Annotated in this window: 17 protein-coding genes, 1 pseudogene and 1 other annotated feature (1 of these 19 running past the window's edge); of the genes and pseudogenes, 9 read left to right on the top strand and 9 right to left on the bottom strand. The window is 44.2% G+C overall.

What is annotated here, in order from left to right; translation table 11 throughout:
- Positions 1-228, bottom strand: a binding site (T-box leader); it reaches 31 nt to the left of the window's first position.
- Positions 229-453: 225 nt separating this feature from the next.
- Entirely contained in the window at positions 454-888 is a 435-nt protein-coding gene (locus tag QFZ77_RS13310) for a hypothetical protein (protein ID WP_307440182.1), read from the top strand.
- Positions 889-955: 67 nt separating this feature from the next.
- Here the strand turns inward: QFZ77_RS13310 and QFZ77_RS13305 are convergent, their stop codons facing one another.
- The 5 genes from QFZ77_RS13305 to QFZ77_RS13285 all read right to left on the bottom strand — a co-directional run bounded on the left by QFZ77_RS13305 (position 956) and on the right by QFZ77_RS13285 (position 6,012).
- The gene (locus QFZ77_RS13305; RefSeq protein ID WP_307440180.1) at positions 956-2,326 is read right to left on the bottom strand and encodes an allantoinase; all 1,371 of its coding nucleotides are present in this window, start codon (positions 2,324-2,326) and stop codon (positions 956-958) included.
- An 82-nt stretch (positions 2,327-2,408) separates the two neighbouring features.
- Entirely contained in the window at positions 2,409-3,473 is a 1,065-nt protein-coding gene (locus QFZ77_RS13300) for an ABC transporter substrate-binding protein (protein ID WP_373462739.1), read from the bottom strand.
- 101 nt (positions 3,474-3,574) lie between these two features.
- Positions 3,575-4,456 carry an ABC transporter permease gene (locus QFZ77_RS13295; protein WP_307440176.1) on the bottom strand — a complete coding sequence of 294 codons (882 nt, stop codon included), beginning with the start codon at positions 4,454-4,456 and terminating at the stop codon, positions 3,575-3,577.
- The gene (locus QFZ77_RS13290) at positions 4,456-5,199 is read right to left on the bottom strand and encodes an ABC transporter ATP-binding protein (protein WP_307440174.1); all 744 of its coding nucleotides are present in this window, start codon (positions 5,197-5,199) and stop codon (positions 4,456-4,458) included. Before QFZ77_RS13290 ends, QFZ77_RS13295 begins: the two co-directional genes overlap by 1 nt.
- Positions 5,200-5,322: 123 nt before the next feature.
- On the bottom strand, positions 5,323-6,012 hold the full coding sequence (locus QFZ77_RS13285) for a GntR family transcriptional regulator (RefSeq protein ID WP_307440172.1): 690 nt from the start codon (positions 6,010-6,012) through the stop codon (positions 5,323-5,325).
- Positions 6,013-6,369: 357 nt separating this feature from the next.
- Here QFZ77_RS13285 and rocF point away from each other — a divergent pair, with 357 nt between their 5' ends.
- The 3 genes and pseudogenes from rocF (at position 6,370) to QFZ77_RS13270 (ending at position 8,567) form a co-directional block, all read left to right on the top strand.
- A complete protein-coding gene (gene rocF, locus QFZ77_RS13280; RefSeq protein ID WP_307440170.1) occupies positions 6,370-7,287 on the top strand; it encodes an arginase in 918 nt (305 codons plus the stop codon).
- A 195-nt stretch (positions 7,288-7,482) separates the two neighbouring features.
- The gene (locus QFZ77_RS13275; protein WP_307440167.1) at positions 7,483-8,190 is read left to right on the top strand and encodes a DUF1361 domain-containing protein; all 708 of its coding nucleotides are present in this window, start codon (positions 7,483-7,485) and stop codon (positions 8,188-8,190) included.
- Positions 8,187-8,567 (top strand): annotated as a pseudogene (locus QFZ77_RS13270) (glyoxalase superfamily protein). Before QFZ77_RS13275 ends, QFZ77_RS13270 begins: the two are co-directional and overlap by 4 nt.
- 136 nt (positions 8,568-8,703) lie before the next feature.
- On the opposite strand, the gene QFZ77_RS13265 reads toward QFZ77_RS13270, so the two are convergent.
- Positions 8,704-10,122 carry an aspartate ammonia-lyase gene (locus QFZ77_RS13265; protein WP_373462595.1) on the bottom strand — a complete coding sequence of 473 codons (1,419 nt, stop codon included), beginning with the start codon at positions 10,120-10,122 and terminating at the stop codon, positions 8,704-8,706.
- A 525-nt stretch (positions 10,123-10,647) separates the two neighbouring features.
- On the opposite strand from QFZ77_RS13265, the gene QFZ77_RS13260 reads away from it, so the two are divergent.
- From QFZ77_RS13260 to QFZ77_RS13245, 4 genes are all read left to right on the top strand, one after another.
- A complete protein-coding gene (locus tag QFZ77_RS13260; protein WP_307440165.1) occupies positions 10,648-11,847 on the top strand; it encodes an ornithine--oxo-acid transaminase in 1,200 nt (399 codons plus the stop codon).
- Positions 11,848-11,955: 108 nt separating this feature from the next.
- Positions 11,956-12,285, top strand: coding sequence for a helix-turn-helix domain-containing protein (locus QFZ77_RS13255; RefSeq protein WP_307434631.1), 330 nt, complete (start codon positions 11,956-11,958; stop codon positions 12,283-12,285).
- Entirely contained in the window at positions 12,282-13,118 is an 837-nt protein-coding gene (locus QFZ77_RS13250) for an IS3 family transposase (protein WP_307440164.1), read from the top strand. Before QFZ77_RS13255 ends, QFZ77_RS13250 begins: the two co-directional genes overlap by 4 nt.
- Before the next feature lie 11 nt (positions 13,119-13,129).
- The gene (locus QFZ77_RS13245) at positions 13,130-13,315 is read left to right on the top strand and encodes a hypothetical protein (RefSeq protein ID WP_307440162.1); all 186 of its coding nucleotides are present in this window, start codon (positions 13,130-13,132) and stop codon (positions 13,313-13,315) included.
- A 72-nt stretch (positions 13,316-13,387) separates the two neighbouring features.
- Here QFZ77_RS13245 and QFZ77_RS13240 read toward each other — a convergent pair whose 3' ends face one another.
- The 3 genes from QFZ77_RS13240 to QFZ77_RS13230 form a co-directional block, all read right to left on the bottom strand.
- A complete protein-coding gene (locus tag QFZ77_RS13240; protein ID WP_307440160.1) occupies positions 13,388-14,011 on the bottom strand; it encodes a carbohydrate-binding family 9-like protein in 624 nt (207 codons plus the stop codon).
- Positions 14,012-14,035: 24 nt separating this feature from the next.
- Complete coding sequence (locus tag QFZ77_RS13235; RefSeq protein ID WP_307440158.1) at positions 14,036-14,479, bottom strand: DUF2663 family protein; 444 nt, start codon at positions 14,477-14,479, stop codon at positions 14,036-14,038.
- 118 nt (positions 14,480-14,597) lie between these two features.
- On the bottom strand, positions 14,598-14,831 hold the full coding sequence (locus QFZ77_RS13230) for a cold-inducible protein YdjO-related protein (RefSeq protein WP_307440156.1): 234 nt from the start codon (positions 14,829-14,831) through the stop codon (positions 14,598-14,600).
- A 156-nt stretch (positions 14,832-14,987) separates the two neighbouring features.
- Between QFZ77_RS13230 and QFZ77_RS13225 the strand changes: the two genes are divergently transcribed.
- A complete protein-coding gene (locus tag QFZ77_RS13225; RefSeq protein ID WP_307440153.1) occupies positions 14,988-16,253 on the top strand; it encodes an MFS transporter in 1,266 nt (421 codons plus the stop codon).
- Positions 16,254-16,460 lie beyond the last annotated feature (207 nt).

Raw genomic sequence — 16,460 nt, 5'->3', positions numbered from 1 at the left:
CCCTAGTTCCGTAATGATCATAAGGATATGATCATTATAGCTCTCGTTCTACGTACTATCATACGCGGCCCTTGTAACGGCGGGATCCCGGGTCAGCTTACTAATCTTCCTTCAGCTTACCTTCTCGGAGGGGATTTTCGGCTAAGTCTTGAATGTTGGCTTTCAGCTCTAGACCAACTCTCTGGAAATCAAGGGGATTAGCGTACTCGTACTCGTCAATGAATTTACATTAATTAAGAACATCAATTAATACATTTTTACATCAACTTCATTGAATGTCAAGTTTACTTAAACATGTTTTTTTCGTGATGCCGTAATCTTCGTTCAACAACCCATTTTCGTGTAATATCGTCAATAATTTCATTGTTTTACAACGAAATCAGCATATACACAAGCTGTATCCTGCTTGTACTCATACAATGTTGTATTCTACTAAAAAGGAGGTATCTATTAATGACACAATTATTGGATGCTAGAACATCTCAAAATAAAAGTTACAGCGACCTCGAATCAACGACAATATTACCAGCTAATACACCGACGCCTATCGGGGTAGTTGGCTTAAATGTCAGCGGGGCAAGTGGAGTCATCCGAGTACAATTCACAGGAATTGCTGAACTTAAACTCCCAGAGCCATTAACAATAGATACGGTAATGGTTATTATTATTGTTCGCGGAACAGATTTGACTGGCGTGCCAGTCGCTAATGCTATTTATGGTACTGGAAACACTGTTTCTCCTATTCAAGTCGTCACAATCAATGCTTCCGATTACAATGTTCCTTACCCTCCAACAAATGAACTCATATATACCTTGTTTCTATTCTGTACAATAGAAGCCACTCGTATTGGAATCGAAAGTTTCAATGCAATTGCATTCTCGGATTAAGCCAATGATATAATACCTAAATGAATAAAGCAGGTCGCCGCGGCGCCTGCTTTATTTGACGTACCTACTATATCTTCCTTGGACACCATTTGCCAGCCTTCACAGCACTGATCCCCTTCGCTTCTTCATAGACAAGATTCCCTCTGCTCCAGGTAGCCCGCACTTTGCACCCCAATTCCTTCCCTACATAAGGACTATGCTTATGGCGATACAATAAGTGTTCCGTTTGCAGCACATATGGGGTATTCAGTGAAATCATCACAAGATCTGCATCGGCGCCTAGACGGATCTCTCCTTTGTTAGGAAGAAGACCGAATCGCTCAGCCGGCGCGTAGGACAGCATATGACTTAACTGACTAAGCCCGATCCCCCGCTTCAAGTGTCCTTCATCAATCATAAGTTCTAGTGAGCTTTGCGCTCCCGATATGCCACCCCATGCTTCAAAGTAATTGCTAGATTCCTTCAATGTACTTGGACAAGGGGAATGATCCGATGAAATCATATCAATATAACCCCGGCGCAAAGCTTCCCACAACCGTTCCTTTTCCTCTTCACTACGCAGTGGAGGCGCGCATTTGGCCGTAGGCCCTATTCGTTCTAAGTCATCCTCCGTTAGGATTAAATAGTGCGGACAAGTCTCCAGCGTCACGTTAACCCCACGCCTCTTCGCCTCCATAATGATCTTCACAGCAGCCTCGCTGCTGATATGAACGAAATGCAGGGGACACCCTGTCTGCTCTGCATAAAAGAGTGCTCGATTCACTGCTTCGAGCTCAGCAAGAATCGGGCGTGTGGACGTATAGTCTTTGGCCGTGACTTTGCCTTCTTCTTGCTTCTCCCGCCCTAAGCGTGAAACAAGTGACTCGCTTTCAGCATGAAGCGCCAGCACTTGGTTCATTCGCGCAATGCGCTTCATCCCTTCCCACAAGGTGAGGTCATCTACCTCACGAAATGCATCCTCGTCCGGGTCACCCGGCGAAGACATGAAAGCTTTGAAGCCAATGACACCAGCTTCACTCATGGCCTCCAAATCACCCAGATGCCCCGGCACCAGTCCACCCCATATGGCGTAATCGACCGATGATTGTTCGCGAGCAGCTTCCAGCTTCATCTCCATCGCGGAGACGGTAACTGTTGGCGGAACGCCGTTAAGCGGCATGTCGATGTATGTGGTACATCCGCCTGCGGCTAATGCGGCAGAACCCGTGGCGAATCCTTCCCAGTCCCCCATTCCGGGTTCATTCAAGTGGACATGGACATCAATCATACCAGCCATGATGACCATGCCGGAAGCATCAACAACTTGCTCTGCTTCCAGCGTAATCCGCTCATCTAATTGCGAAATCTTGCCATTCTTAATACCTATATCCAAAAAACGGACTTCATCTCGCAAAACAACGGAGCCGTTTCGAATGATCACATCTAATAATTCGCTCACCCTGTTCACCTCGACTGTACTTACATTCATAATCTTCAGGACCGAAACAAGCATGCTGTCTCGGCCCTGAACATGAACTTACTTATTTGAATTCAACTTTAACAAGTGATGAATCTACAGCTTTCAACAAGCTCAAATCATGGTAAGTATCTGGTTTCGGAATGGTTTTAATATTACCTACAGTTTTTAGATATTCACCTACGGCCGCACCGTTACTGCCATTTACGTAAGTGTCATCTACTTCCATCGAGTATACATTTCGGCTCATAATTTGCGTCAGCTCTTCAACACTTAAGTGAAGCTCAGGAGCAAGAATCTTGATCGCTTCATCGCGGTTCTTGTTAATATAATCCGTCGCCTTTTTGAGACCAGCAAGCACAGCTTTAATCGTATTCGGATTTTTCTTAATAAAATCGTCAGAAACCTGCATCGTTGTATGAACGCTCATCCATTTCACGTCGCCTTTTTTGTCAGGCAGCTCACTCTTCGTTCCGCTGAACAAGAACTTGCCTCCACCTTGAATCGCTTTGGTAATGAACGGTTCCCAACAAGCCAGGGCATCAATATCACCTTTTTGCAAAGCAATTACCGCATCACTTGGCGCTATATTGACGTATTTTATTTTGCTTACATCTACACCAAGCTCTTTACCCATATTATCAATTGCGATCTTCACGTCTGCTCCGTTGGGGATCCCAATCGTCTTGCCTTCTAAGTCTTTGGATGTCTTCAGTTCTAATTTCTTGGAACCGACGACAGCTTGCGTACCCGCAATTTGCGCTAGGGGTGTAACAATTTTCACAGGAACGTTCGATGATTTTAGAATAATGTCCATAAAATTCGTTTGAATCGAGAGTGGCGCGCTGCCGCCGGCAACCATCGGTCCGATATCCGGTCCGCTTTCAATCAGTTGACTGGTCACATTTAATCCAGTTTCTTTGAAATAGCCAAGCTTATCTGCAATAATTTGTTGAGAGGAAATCTGTGCATCACGTACGCCGACTAACGTAATATCTTTCATTTCCGGAACTGCCGCCGCGGCAGCCGTAGCTGCAGGTGTTGTTGTTGTCGCTGCAACAGCTGTTGTTGCTGCGGGAGCCGTTGTACTTGTCGTCGTTGGTTTGGAACTACATGCTGTCACTACCATAGCTGCCGTAACGAATACCAAGAAAGATTGAGCCCATATTCTTTTGTTTTTCATGTGTTTCCCTCCACTTTTCTTCTCTTTTTTTGGGTCATCATTTGCTTCTATTTCTCAACAGCATCTCTCATGCCACCCTTACGCCACGCCAAGACCCTCCTTTCCAAAATTTTCACTAAGCCTGAAAACAAACTGTATGACAAGCCAATTAAAATAATGGCGACAAACATGTTGGAAATTTTGAAATAATTTCTGGCATCCACGATGATATAACCAAGCCCTGATTTCGCGCCCATCATTTCAGAGACAATTAAAGCCGAGAAAGACAGACCCAGACTGACCCGCGCACCTACAATAAAATTCGGAATCGCCGATGGAATCATAACCCGGGTAAAGATTTGCCGCTCTGAAGCGCCTAAACTAAGGGCAGATCGAATGAGTGTAGATGGCACTGACTTAAAACCGTCAACCGTATAAACAAGTACAGGAACGAATGTTGTCCAAGCTATTAGCAGAACTTTGGGAAACTCTCCGATACCGAACCAGATGATGAATAGCGGCAGCAAAGCCAAGGCTGGAATCGGACTTACGAGATTGAGAATTGGCGACATCCAGCGTTCAAACGTTCGGAATTTGCTCATTAACACTCCGAACAATACAGCGAATAAGCAGCCAATGACGAATCCCAAAGCAATACGAATAGAACTGGAAACTAAACTTTCTAACACGATCCCCGTCTTCGCCAGTACCCAGGCATCCGATACAATCAGGGTTGGTGGAGGTAGGAATATCGGATTAAACCAAGCAAATCTACCATTTAACTGAGAAAACACTTCCCAAAGAACGAAAAAGGTAACGAACGGCATGATGTTCCATCTCTGCATAAAACTTTCTTTGACCCCTTTGCGCTTCTTCAGCTGCTCTACATGCTTAGTCCCAGTTGGAAGCAAATCACTGTCAGCAACGACCGTTACCGATGTTTCACTCATCAGATTGCCTCCTCTGTTTCATCTTCCATCAAAATCCGCTCGATGCTGCGCATCGCTTTACTAAATCCAGGAGATTCAAACGTGCGTGGATGCTCAATTTCGATGGAAAACGTCTCTGCAATTTCGCCATCCTTCATCACAACCACCCGATCAGCTAGATAGACTGCTTCGCTAATACTGTGTGTAACGAATAGGATAGTCGGTCTAAGCTTTGCACATATGCGCCTAAGCTCTCTACGCATCATGTCCCTGGTCAAAATATCGAGAGCACCGAATGGTTCATCCATCAACAAAATTTCTGGTGAGCTCGCAAGTGCTCTAGCAATTCCTACTCGCTGCTTCATACCGCCAGATAATTCGGCTGGATAATGATTCGCATAGGCTTCAAGTCCAACCAGACTCAGGAATTCCTTGCCGATTTCTTTGGCTTTTGCCTTGGACGCGCCTTGTACTTCAGGCCCAAATGAAATATTTTCGAGAACATTGTACCAAGGGAACAAAGCATGATCCTGAAAGACCATTCCCCTTGATTTCGATGGGCCTTTTATCATCTCACCATCGACCTTTATTTCACCTTCATCAGGGAGCAAATATCCGGCCACCATATTGAGAAGTGTTGATTTACCGCAACCGCTATGCCCTAAGATACAAATAAATTCATGAGAATTCACCGTTAAATCAACTTGTTTAAGCACGACGCGATCTCCAAAGCTCTTCCCCACTTGCTTCGCCGTTAATTTCATTCCATCGCCCCTTCCATAGCTCTCAACTTTGTTCGAAGCATTCGCATGTTGTATGCAATTAACGCTCAAAATCACACACAAAATTGTATACAATCTTCCTTAAAAAAAAAGGTTACAACTCATTTATCTTTTGACGGCTGCATAACTTCTGGACTTAAAAATATCTGTAAGTGAATGCGGCTTCGCACCATGTTCTTCGAAATCCAAAGATGCTTCAATCTCGCTTAAATGTTCAACCATCAATCGTTCAGCTAAATCCGCATCCCCTAGCTTAATGGCCGCTAAAATTTGCTCATGATCATGGCAATACCTATTTTTCTTCATCCCATAAAAGGCGATAATCACATAAGTGAGTGCAATCAATTCTTCCAAATAATGATAGTAGTAATAATTGCTCGCTAATTCAGCAATGCGGAGGTGGAAATCACCCGTAATTCGTAGAGCTCCCAGTAGATCACCCTGCTTATGCGCTTCATGCTCATCATCCAGCATTATTTTTAATTGTTGAAACTGATCGTCTGTTAACGTACCGCACACTTTGCGGATCGCCGCCGCTTCAATCACTCTGCGCATTTCGAACACTTCTTTAGCCTCATGTGTGGATGGGCAAGCAACAAAAGTACCTTTGTAAGGAATGACGGTTACTAACTTCTCACTCGCCAGTCGGCGGAGTACATTGCGTACAGGTGTGCGGCTCACTCCAAAAGATTCTGCCAGCACTTCTTCGACTAACTGCATATTGGGACGAAGCTTTTGTTCGATAATGGCATCCTTAATTGCGGTATACATGTCTAGTTCATTTGCTTGTAACATAAGGACCTGTTCTCCAATCCCCTGATGAATTGTTTAATTCACCATGATCGTAATGAAAATAAGATTTAATGTCAATATACATAACACTAAAAGCCTCATCTTTTAGAATAACAAACAATATATCACGTTAACTTTGTTTTTGATGATAAAAAATGGCTATTTACACTTGCATTTATTATATTTTTGCTCATATGATGTTATATTTTCTAACATATCTTTTTATAAAAGAGTTAAGCTGTTGCTTACGGCAGCAATTGCCACAGGAACCAAATTAAAATCTCCAATTATGAGCTGGGTTATGATAATCTAATTACAAACGAAGCTTTATCTGAAGCCCGAACAAGAGGAGCTGATCGCATGAGTATCAAGCCGACAATTGCTGCGATTACTGTGCCATTTGATCTTGGAGCAGGTCGACGCGGAGCCAGCAAAGGACCGAAAGCCATTTTACAAGCAGGTTTAATACGAGGTCTACAGCAAATGGATATCACAATCGATCATATTGCTGATATCCGTCTGCCGGACGATAAAGCGACTCCTTTGGCAGCTGAAGTTGATCAAACCAACCTCAAGTATTTGGCGGAGGTAGTCGAGGTAAACACTCTTCTTGCTGAGCAAGTCTTTCAGGTTGTGGAGCAAGGACGCTTTCCTCTCGTCATTGGCGGCGATCATAGCATAGCTATCGGGACATTAGCTGGATTATCCAGCCATTATCAAAACTTGGGCGTCATCTGGATCGATGCTCATTCCGACCTAAATTCAGCCGATACAAGTCCATCCGGTAATATTCATGGGATGTCATTGGCCGTCAGTCTAGGGATGGGGCATCCCTTATTAACCAGCATTATGGGCAATCATGACAAAGTGAAAGCAGAGAATATCGTCCTTATTGCAGCACGTTCCCTCGATGAGGGCGAGAAGAAACTCATTCGCTCTTTGGGGATCAAATGCTATACCATGTATGACATTGATCGCAAAGGAATGGCTTACATTATGCAAGATGCCATTGACTATATAAGCAGGAAAACAGACGGCGTGCATGTTAGTTTTGACGTCGATTCTCTGGATCCGATTGAAGCACCTGGAACAGGCACGATTGTAAAAGGTGGACTTCATTACCGCGAAGCTCATCTGGCCGTAGAGATGCTGCATGAAGCAGGCATTGTGACCTCAGCCGAATTCGTTGAGGTGAATCCTCTTCTCGACGATAATAACAAAACATCCCACTTAGCCGTCGGCTTAATCAGCTCCTTGTTGGGCAAGCAGATTCTATAAGTTGAAACAATTGACAGATGATTTCGCGAGGCTCACCACACGTCGAATGAAATAAACCCGTTACTCTCCGCTAATTGCGAGGATAACGGGTTATTTGCTTGTTACAGGTAGTAAATAAATGTAAGATATAGACATAATCTTGGGTGGGGTGGCATCACTCATTGCCAAATACATAGACCAAGTGTGGAGCCTACAATGAAAACCTTGAATCACTGGTACTTGCATCTCTTTCTGATCTTGCTCTCGCTTTCCACAATCGGGGTCTACTTTTTGTTCAAAAACCAAACCTACTTTGAATTTCTAATTTGGAATTTATTCCTTGCTTGGATTCCGTACATTCTTTCAGCGGCAGCCTATTTTATACATACTCGAAAACCTACGATCTTGAAAAAGTTCATTTTGATCATGATCGGTTTAGCCTGGTTGTTATTCCTGCCTAACTCTCCGTATGTCATTACGGATTTCATTCATTTAACGATTTTGAAGGACTCTTATGTACAAAAAGGAACGCTCTCCTTTAAATATTGGTATGATTTTTTTATCATCTTCTTATTTGCATGGAATGGCCTATTGCTAGGATGCAGCTCCATGTACATGATTCAAAAAATATGGAAAGAGCGATTCAATCACTTTGTTTCATGGCTCATCATCGCATTGACCGCGCTTCTATCCGGGTATGGCATACTTTTGGGAAGAGAATATCGCTTAAACAGTTGGGACGCTTTACTCAAAAGCGGAATACTGGATATCCTACGAAATACTCTGCATCTAGAAGCCTTCGTTTTCTGCTTTTTAGTCGGATTTGTTATCATGACGGTTTACGTAACCTTTTATGTACTCGTAAATGCCATAGGCGGCTCAAGACATTCAGGTCCTTACACAAACGAAAAAATAAGGATATGATTGTTATAACAACTATTAAAGGAGTCACGCCCATTTTTAGAATGTTCGATGAGAATAAGGCAAAGGAATTCTACATCGATTACTTGGGTTTTCGTTAGCGTGGGAGCATCGCTTTTGAGAGTGAGATGCCGCTTTACATGGAGGTCAGTTTAGGCGAATGTAAATTACACTTGTCTGAGCATTATGGGGATTGCAGCCCGGTTGCAGCGGTTCGGATAGAAATCGTGGACATAGTAGCTTTTCATACTGGTTTATTGAAAAAGAAATATAAGTATTCTCGCCCCGGTATTGAAAAGAGCCCATGGTATACCAGAGAAGTCTGCATCACGGATCCGTTTGGGAATAAGCTTAAAAAAGGTACATATTTAAATAAATAAGGCATCGTCGTTCCTCTTGATTCATATGGCCGCGCAGACGTTCCCTAGACGATTCTTTTTGAAATCCCAAAAAACGCCCTCGACTCAAAAAGTCGGGGCGTTTTTCTATACAAACCGAGACTTGCTTCACCCAGCCCTAGTCGGCAGGCTGCAGCAATCTCTCGCCTGCGATGCCCGGCGTGGTCATCTGAATTGGATTGAGGATCTCTTCAATCTCCTCAGGTGTGAGCAGCCCGCGCTCTAGGATGAGCTCTTTGAGGGTCATGCCAGTGCGCACAGCTTCTTTCACTAATTGCGCGGCGACTTCGTAGCCGAGATGCGGGTTTAAGGCTGTGACGATGCCAAAGCTTTGCTCGACGTAAGTCGCGCAGCGCTCGCGGTCGGCTTCCAAGCCCTCAATCGCAAAGCGCTCGAACACGTCAGCCGCGTTCCGCAGTATTTTCAGCGATTGTAGAAGGTTAAACGCAAGTACGGGCCCCATTACGTTAAGTTCGAATTGACCTGCTTCGCAGGCCAAGCAGATGGTATGATCGTTGCCAATGACTTGGAACGCCACTTGGTTCACAACCTCTGGCATAACAGGGTTGACTTTACCTGGCATAATGGAAGATCCGGGTTGTCTCGGCGGCAGTTTCAGCTCCCCTAAGCCGACGCGTGGACCTGAAGCCATTAATCGAATATCATTGCATATTTTTGAAAGGTTCACGGCGCATACTTTCAAGGAAGCGGAGAGTTCCGTGTAGGCATCCATGTTTTGGGTACCGTCGACCAAATGCTCGGCTAGTTCAATGGGTATTCCCACCTGCCCTTTTAGATGAAACATAACGCGTTCCACATACTCAGGCTTCGCATTAAGCCCCGTTCCTACAGCAGTAGCCCCCATATTAACGGTCAAAAGTCCCTTAGAAGCATGGCGAATACGGTTGATATCACGCTGGAGGACACGTGCATAAGCGCCGAATTCTTGGCCCATACGAATAGGAACTGCATCTTGGAGATGCGTTCGCCCCATTTTAATAACATCATCAAATTCCGTTTCCTTACGGGCAAAAGCACTCTGAAGTGAAGTCATAGTCTCTATCAATTGCTCAGATAAACGGTAAGCGGCAATCTTGATGGCGGTAGGGATAACGTCGTTTGTGGATTGCGACATGTTGACATGATTGTTCGGATTGCAATGGAAATAATTTCCCTTTTCCTCCCCAAGCAGCTCCAACGTCCTGTTAGCAAGCACTTCGTTCATGTTCATATTGATGGAGGTTCCGGCTCCACCTTGAATAGAATCAACAATAAACTCCTCAAGTAACTGACCTTGTCTCACTTCTTCGACTGCTTTGACTAATTGTTCGCCGATTTTTTTGGGCAGCATATGTGTTTCCATATTCGCTATTGCAGCTGCCCTTTTTACTTCTGCCAAAGCTGTAATGAGCTCTGCATGAATTTTAACTCCCGTAATTGGGAAATTTTCTAATGCACGCATCGTTTGAATGCCGTAATAAGCTTGGGATGGAACTTGTTTTTCACCTATAAAGTCTTTTTCAATGCGATGAGTCATCGTAGACACCATTCCTTTTTTCTACAAAGTATATTGCTCGACGTTGCGAAGTAGGTGTTCCGAGAATCCTTCTAACTCTCTGCCGCTAGACCAACTGAACGCAATGTATGGCATTCATAAGCGCTCAACTGAAGAATTCGCGACCGCTTTCCAGAATCCTGCACATATCTGACATGTTCTGTAATAAATTTTTGACCACTGATCAATTTAGCCCGCTTCTAATAATATTTCCTATTTTGACATTTCAAGTCTTCTCATAATCGCAACAATTCATAAGGATTTGCACATAATAATTGAACTTGGCCAATTTCGTGAAGACTTGTATCACTGTCTAAAGCTATGTATTTATATATGCTAAGAGAAGCACAAACGCATAGGGGATTTACCTCATAGGATTTATATTGCAACGTTCATGAGTTGACGAATACAATGGATTAAAACAAGCTCGCTATGTGAGACAATTAGAAAGATACAGAGAATGCCGGCGAGTTTGGCTTACAAGCTGCACGTCAGGGAGGAATACTTATGGATACGACGAGTTCGATGATTATTGAAAAAACGGAAAAATACGGGGCACGCAATTACCATCCGCTGCCTATCGTGATATCGAGAGCGGAAGGCGTATGGGTCGAGGATCCGGAAGGCAACCGTTACATGGATATGCTTAGCGCTTACTCCGCCTTAAATCAAGGACATCGTCATCCTCACATTCTGAGAGCGCTTCATGAGCAAGCCGAGAAGGTTACACTGACATCTAGAGCTTTCCATAGCGAGACATTAGGTTCGTTTTATGAAAAATTAGCGAGTTACACCGGTAAGCCGATGATTTTACCGATGAATACTGGGGCCGAAGCGGTCGAAACCGCTGTAAAAGCCGTTCGTCGGTGGGGCTACGAAGTGAAAGGAATCCCCGCCGATCAAGCAGAAATTATCGTCTGTGAAGGGAATTTCCACGGACGGACAGTGACGATCACTTCCTTCTCCTCGTCGCCGGAATATCAACGCGACTTTGGGCCTTTTACGCCGGGTTTCCGCATTATTCCCTACGGGGATGCGGCGGCGCTGCGTGAGGCCATCGGGCCGAACACGGCGGGTTTCCTGTTCGAGCCTATTCAAGGCGAGGCTGGTATTGTGATTCCGCAGGCCGGTTACCTGCGGGAATGTTATGAGCTATGTCAGGCGAATAACGTATTGTTCGTCGCGGACGAAATCCAGACGGGATTCGGCCGTACGGGTCGCCGCTTCGCCTGCGACTGGGAAGGCGTAACGCCGAACCTGTACATCATGGGCAAAGCCCTTGGCGGCGGCGTGTTCCCGATCTCGGCGGTCGCCGGTGATCGAGAGGTTCTTGATGTTTTCGAGCCGGGCTCCCACGGCTCGACGTTCGGGGGTAATCCGCTCGGCTGCGCCGTCGCCATCGCGGCGCTGGAGGTCACCCTTAACGAGCGGCTCGCAGAGCGCTCGGATGAGCTTGGCGCTTATTTCCTGAAGCGGCTTCAAGAAATTCAATCTCCGCAGATTACGGAGATTCGCGGCCGGGGGCTGTTCATTGGCATTGACCTTAAGGTTTCAGCGCGTCCGTTCTGTGAAGAGCTGAAAGCGAAGGGTCTACTGTGCAAAGAAACACACGAGCACATTATTCGCTTGGCTCCGCCTCTTACGATTACGAAGGAAGAGCTCGATTGGGCTTGGCAGCAGGTAAATGATGTGCTGAAAGAAGCTTAGCAATCAAGTATAAAAAGCCCTTTAGCTTTTGTTTGAAGTGCACCCTTTAGAATAGACATTGGAAAAACCCTAGGGTTAAACCGATGAAATTCTAGGGGGTGTTTTTTTATGGCTTTGAAAGGGCAAAAGTTTAAGCATTATCCTGAATCACTTAAGATGGAGGCAATTCGTCTTCACACGGTGGAGGGCTGGAGTCAGAGGTCCATTGCTATTCATTTGGGAGTTCAGGATAAAGATCGAATTAAGGTATGGGTGAGGAAGTATCGGGAAGTTGGAGACACCGCATTTAAGGATGGTCGGGGAGATCCAAAACGAACGGAGACCGAACAAGAGCGCGAACTCCGTAGGCTACAATTGGAGGTAGACGTGCTAAAAAAGTGGTTACAAATCTTGAATCAGGAGGTGCATACTGTAAGCACATCGTTGTCGACCAAATGAAGAACAGACAAAGCATAAAAGGATTATGCCAATACCTTGGCATCAGTCGTAGTGGATACTATAGCTATCTGAAAAGAAGCAACCATGATCCTGACGAAGATCTGAAACTGCAACTTACAGCCATATTCGAACGGCGTAACAAGACTGTCGGCTACCGACGCGTACAGGATGAGTTGTACCGCCAGCATGGCCTTGTGGTTAATCACAAGAAGGTATTGCGTTTAATGCAGGAGCTGGGCATTCAGGCTGTTATCCGCCGCAAATATGTTCACCGTACAAGTCAGCAAGCAGCCGTAGAGGATGGCCGAATCGCAGAGAATCTGTTACAACGGAATTTCAATGCAGACGCCCCCAATCTAAAATGGGTAACCGACGTAACCCAGTATCGGGTATTGGATGAAAGAATCTATCTGTCAGCCGTTAAGGATCTCTGGAATAACGAAATCATTGCCTACCATATAAGTAGGAACAACGACAATCCACTTGTTCTAGAGACCTTTAAGAAGGCATTCAAAAAACATAAAGACGTGACTGGATTGATCATTCACAGTGATCAAGGAAGCCAGTACACGTCTCATGCTTATCACGACATGCTGCCACAGGTTGGAGCCCAAATCAGCATGTCACGCCGAGGAAATTGTTATGACAACGCCTCGATAGAAAGCTTCTTCTCTCATCTTAAAGTCGAAGCACTCTATCCCTATGATATACGATCTATTGATGAGGCACAAAGGCGAATCGAGGAATTTATCCAATTTTACAATGAAGATCGTGCTCAACGAAAACTAAACAAGCTGACACCGGTTGAATACCGGCGCCAGCTTGTTGCATAGGGCTTTTTCCAATGTCCACTAAACGGGGTCTTGACCAGTTGAAGCTGGAGGGCTTTGTTTTAAGAATGCTTTTCATCGTTATTGAGCCACTTTTGCGCGCCTATGCCACTTTAACGATGAAAAACATCGTTTCAGCCCATATTTCTGGGGGCATCGGCTTTTCCTTCTACTTTAAGAATGTTTTCCATCGTTATTGAGCCACTTTCGCGCACTTCTGCCACTCCAGCGATGAAAAACATCGTTACAGCACCCCAACTATTCTACTCTATCTATTCTTTCACAAAAACAAGTGTCCCAAATCGGTGCGGCATATGGAAATCGACTTTACCTGTAGGTGACCATGCCCAATAATGTCGATTCCCTTCTACATCATCATCGATTCTATATAAATTCCAGCGCCACTCAGCACCATGATGGGGTATAAAGTTTTGCCCCCGCTCCCAATCCAAATCAGCAAAAGGAATCAGCAGATCGTAAGTCTTCCACCCATCGGCCCCTTCCGAAACTTGGGTATATATTCCCTTCGCATCCCATGCAACATCAACTTCTTTATCCCCACCGTTATAGTGGATCAAAGCATCAAATACGACATTGCGCGGACTCATTTCGAACTCGTAATACACCGCTCCAGTACCGGTTTTATCAATAAATACCTCAACCACATCTTCCAAATAAATAGGATCATCTCTACGTTCCATCGTTGCCACGACATGATCATCCTCACATTCGAATCGTATATGCAGTGCATCAGCTGTCCAACACGCGCGAAAACGAGTCTTGAGCCGCGGCTTCTCTCCAGTTACAACATCCCTTAAATAAGGGTCCTCAACCTCAATATCTTCCCACTTCAATATTCCGTTCTCTGCATCTACATATCGACATTCATATCTCATTCGGTCCGTCATCCTCGCTCCCTATTAACTCTTATATACAATATTAATATCATATTCGTTATGTAGAAAGCTAGAAATTTGATCCCGAGATTCCGACTTCACGTCCTTTAACCAGGAAGCATCCAACTTCTCAATGACTTCCATTCTTAAATTCTCATATTTCGTCTTCGCTTTTTCAATCCTAGTCACGCGATTTCTTGTAAATAAGAACAATGATATACAAGCCAGAAGCGAGCCCGATAGAAGCTTATTAGAAATAAGCAAATCTAGAATGGCTAACGCATTGCCGCCTGAAACTATCATTACCTTTCGATAGAAAGAGATAATGAAATAGAGAATCAATCCACCTGTTAGAATGGCGAATAAAGGTTGCGTATCTTTGAGCTTATCCCATTCCTGCTTTCTATCCCGAAGTTTGTAAAGTATCTTGATCGCATCGTCACTTAGATTAAGTTCAGGCCATTGCATTAGGCACTCCCCCTCTCTATTATCGTATGCTTGGACACTGCTATTCTTTCCAAAAAAAAAGACCAAGAGCATCTCTCTTCACGCTAGGGCGAAGATGCTATTGGTCTTTTGAATTTTACTAGAATCGTTTTTTCCCAACTAAAAACTTTTTATTTCCTTTTTTAACTGTCACAGGCACATGCTTATAGCTGCGCACCATCTGATTTTTACATAATGGACAAGTCGGTAAAGCTTCCGTAACGAATTCTTTGCGAACCCATGCTTTACAATCTGTCTCTTTACATTTCCAAATTTCAATCTGTTCGACTTCCGGCTTTTGTTCTTCCGTAACGGTACTCGTTGGTGTAGACATTCAATTATGTGCTCCCTGCTTCGTAGATTAGACTACTTATTATTATACAGATCAGATCGAATATCAAGTCTTTCTCGTATTCAAAATTATTTACCGGTGGTAGAATAGAAAAGGTGGTTGCAATTTAGACACAGAATACAAAGGCAGGAATAATTAATGACAAACTTACTACGTGAATGGAAGTCACAATTCCATGGCTACAGCCGAAATATTTTGCTGTTTTTTTGGTTTAATTTTGTATGGAACTTAGGTTTAGGTATGTTTGGTCTCGTCTATAACCTTTATGTCAGAAGTCTCGGCTATGACCAAACGGCTGTTGGCAGCATGGTTGGTATGGCGTCACTGGCAGCGGCCATTATTCTCATTCCCGCGGGTTTAATGAATGATCGTTTCGGACCTAAGCGTGTCATTACATTTGGTCTTATTCTTACCATCGTAACTTTGACTGCTCGCTCCCTTATTGAAGCCAAAGAGGGTATGCTGATCTCGTCATTCTTGGGCGGTATGGCTCTTGCTGTTGTTTCAGCAACCATTCTACCGTTTATGGCCAACAACTCCACCCTACAGCAGCGAGTTCACCTGTTCAGCTTTAACATGGCTCTTGTCATGCTTGCGAATGTCGTTGGTATTGCACTGGGGGGCGTTCTTTGTGATCTTTTTCAATTCATTATCGGTTTAGACGAAATTCGAAGCTTGAGATTTACCTTATTAATTGGAGTCGGTATTGCAGCACTTGGTTTTATACCTATGGCTTTTTTCAAGAAAAGTGAGCAAGAAATACAGCCGCGTAGCGAATCACTAAAGTGGAAGCAAGTGTGGAGCGTACATAAACCTTCCTTACAGGTTATTGGTATTTTTTGTTTATTAGGCTTGTTGTCATCCATGGGTGGGGGCATGATTGTCCCCTATTTAAATGTGTATTTTGAAGATCGTTTTGACGCTTCGAAATCCGCAATTGGTATCGTTGTAGCTTTAGGTCAAGCCGCAACAGCGATTGCTTTTCTCATTGGACCCATGATTGCAAAGAGATTCGGAGAAGTTAAATCTGTCGTATACCTGCAGTTATGTTCAATTCCATTTCTCCTCCTAACCGCTTTTTCTGCTAATTTTTACTTATCTTCGGGTGGATACTTGTTCCGGCAAGCCTTAATGAACGCCGCTAATCCTTTTTATAATTCGATCAAAATGAGCTACGTGAGCCGATCACTCCGGGGATTAGCGTCCAGTTCAGGGGAAGCCGTTTTTCATCTAGGCTGGTTCCTTGCTTCTCCAATAAGTACGAGCCTTGTTTTCCGTTATGGTTCTTACTACGGCTACGCGTATGCTTTCTGCATCACAGCTGTAGTCTATACAGTAATCTCCTATTTATTCTACTTCTTTTTCGGGAAAAATCGGTTTAAACCCGTTGATGAATCCGCATGAGATAAACCTTTATCGAGGTCTTTCGAAGATGAGCGACCGCGCTTAGAGAGGAGAGACTTTGGTCTACGACCAAAGATCCCTATATTAGGTTTATTCGCCAATAAGAATTTCGTTCTCCGATTAAATCGGAAACTTATAAATTCTTATGTGGTAAAAAATGGGTTCTTTCTATCGTTGACTTGAACGATGGAAAGGAAATACAATAAA

The organism is Paenibacillus sp. V4I3 (genome assembly GCF_030817215.1).
Classification (GTDB): Bacteria; Bacillota; Bacilli; order Paenibacillales; family NBRC-103111; genus Paenibacillus_E.
The sequence above is the reverse complement of the archived record's forward strand: the minus strand, read 5'-3'. Positions and strand labels throughout refer to the sequence as shown.

Coding starts and splice junctions, on each gene's coding strand:
- QFZ77_RS13310 (WP_307440182.1), top strand. CDS start 454: ATGACACAATTATTGGATGCTAGAACATCTCAAAATAAAAGTTACAGC.
- QFZ77_RS13300 (WP_373462739.1), bottom strand. CDS start 3,473: ATGGTAGTGACAGCATGTAGTTCCAAACCAACGACGACAAGTACAACG.
- QFZ77_RS13295 (WP_307440176.1), bottom strand. CDS start 4,456: ATGAGTGAAACATCGGTAACGGTCGTTGCTGACAGTGATTTGCTTCCA.
- QFZ77_RS13290 (WP_307440174.1), bottom strand. CDS start 5,199: ATGAAATTAACGGCGAAGCAAGTGGGGAAGAGCTTTGGAGATCGCGTC.
- QFZ77_RS13285 (WP_307440172.1), bottom strand. CDS start 6,012: ATGTTACAAGCAAATGAACTAGACATGTATACCGCAATTAAGGATGCC.
- rocF (WP_307440170.1), top strand. CDS start 6,370: ATGAGTATCAAGCCGACAATTGCTGCGATTACTGTGCCATTTGATCTT.
- QFZ77_RS13275 (WP_307440167.1), top strand. CDS start 7,483: ATGAAAACCTTGAATCACTGGTACTTGCATCTCTTTCTGATCTTGCTC.
- QFZ77_RS13265 (WP_373462595.1), bottom strand. CDS start 10,122: ATGACTCATCGCATTGAAAAAGACTTTATAGGTGAAAAACAAGTTCCA.
- QFZ77_RS13260 (WP_307440165.1), top strand. CDS start 10,648: ATGGATACGACGAGTTCGATGATTATTGAAAAAACGGAAAAATACGGG.
- QFZ77_RS13255 (WP_307434631.1), top strand. CDS start 11,956: ATGGCTTTGAAAGGGCAAAAGTTTAAGCATTATCCTGAATCACTTAAG.
- QFZ77_RS13250 (WP_307440164.1), top strand. CDS start 12,282: ATGAAGAACAGACAAAGCATAAAAGGATTATGCCAATACCTTGGCATC.
- QFZ77_RS13245 (WP_307440162.1), top strand. CDS start 13,130: ATGTCCACTAAACGGGGTCTTGACCAGTTGAAGCTGGAGGGCTTTGTT.
- QFZ77_RS13240 (WP_307440160.1), bottom strand. CDS start 14,011: ATGAGATATGAATGTCGATATGTAGATGCAGAGAACGGAATATTGAAG.
- QFZ77_RS13235 (WP_307440158.1), bottom strand. CDS start 14,479: ATGCAATGGCCTGAACTTAATCTAAGTGACGATGCGATCAAGATACTT.
- QFZ77_RS13230 (WP_307440156.1), bottom strand. CDS start 14,831: ATGTCTACACCAACGAGTACCGTTACGGAAGAACAAAAGCCGGAAGTC.
- QFZ77_RS13225 (WP_307440153.1), top strand. CDS start 14,988: ATGACAAACTTACTACGTGAATGGAAGTCACAATTCCATGGCTACAGC.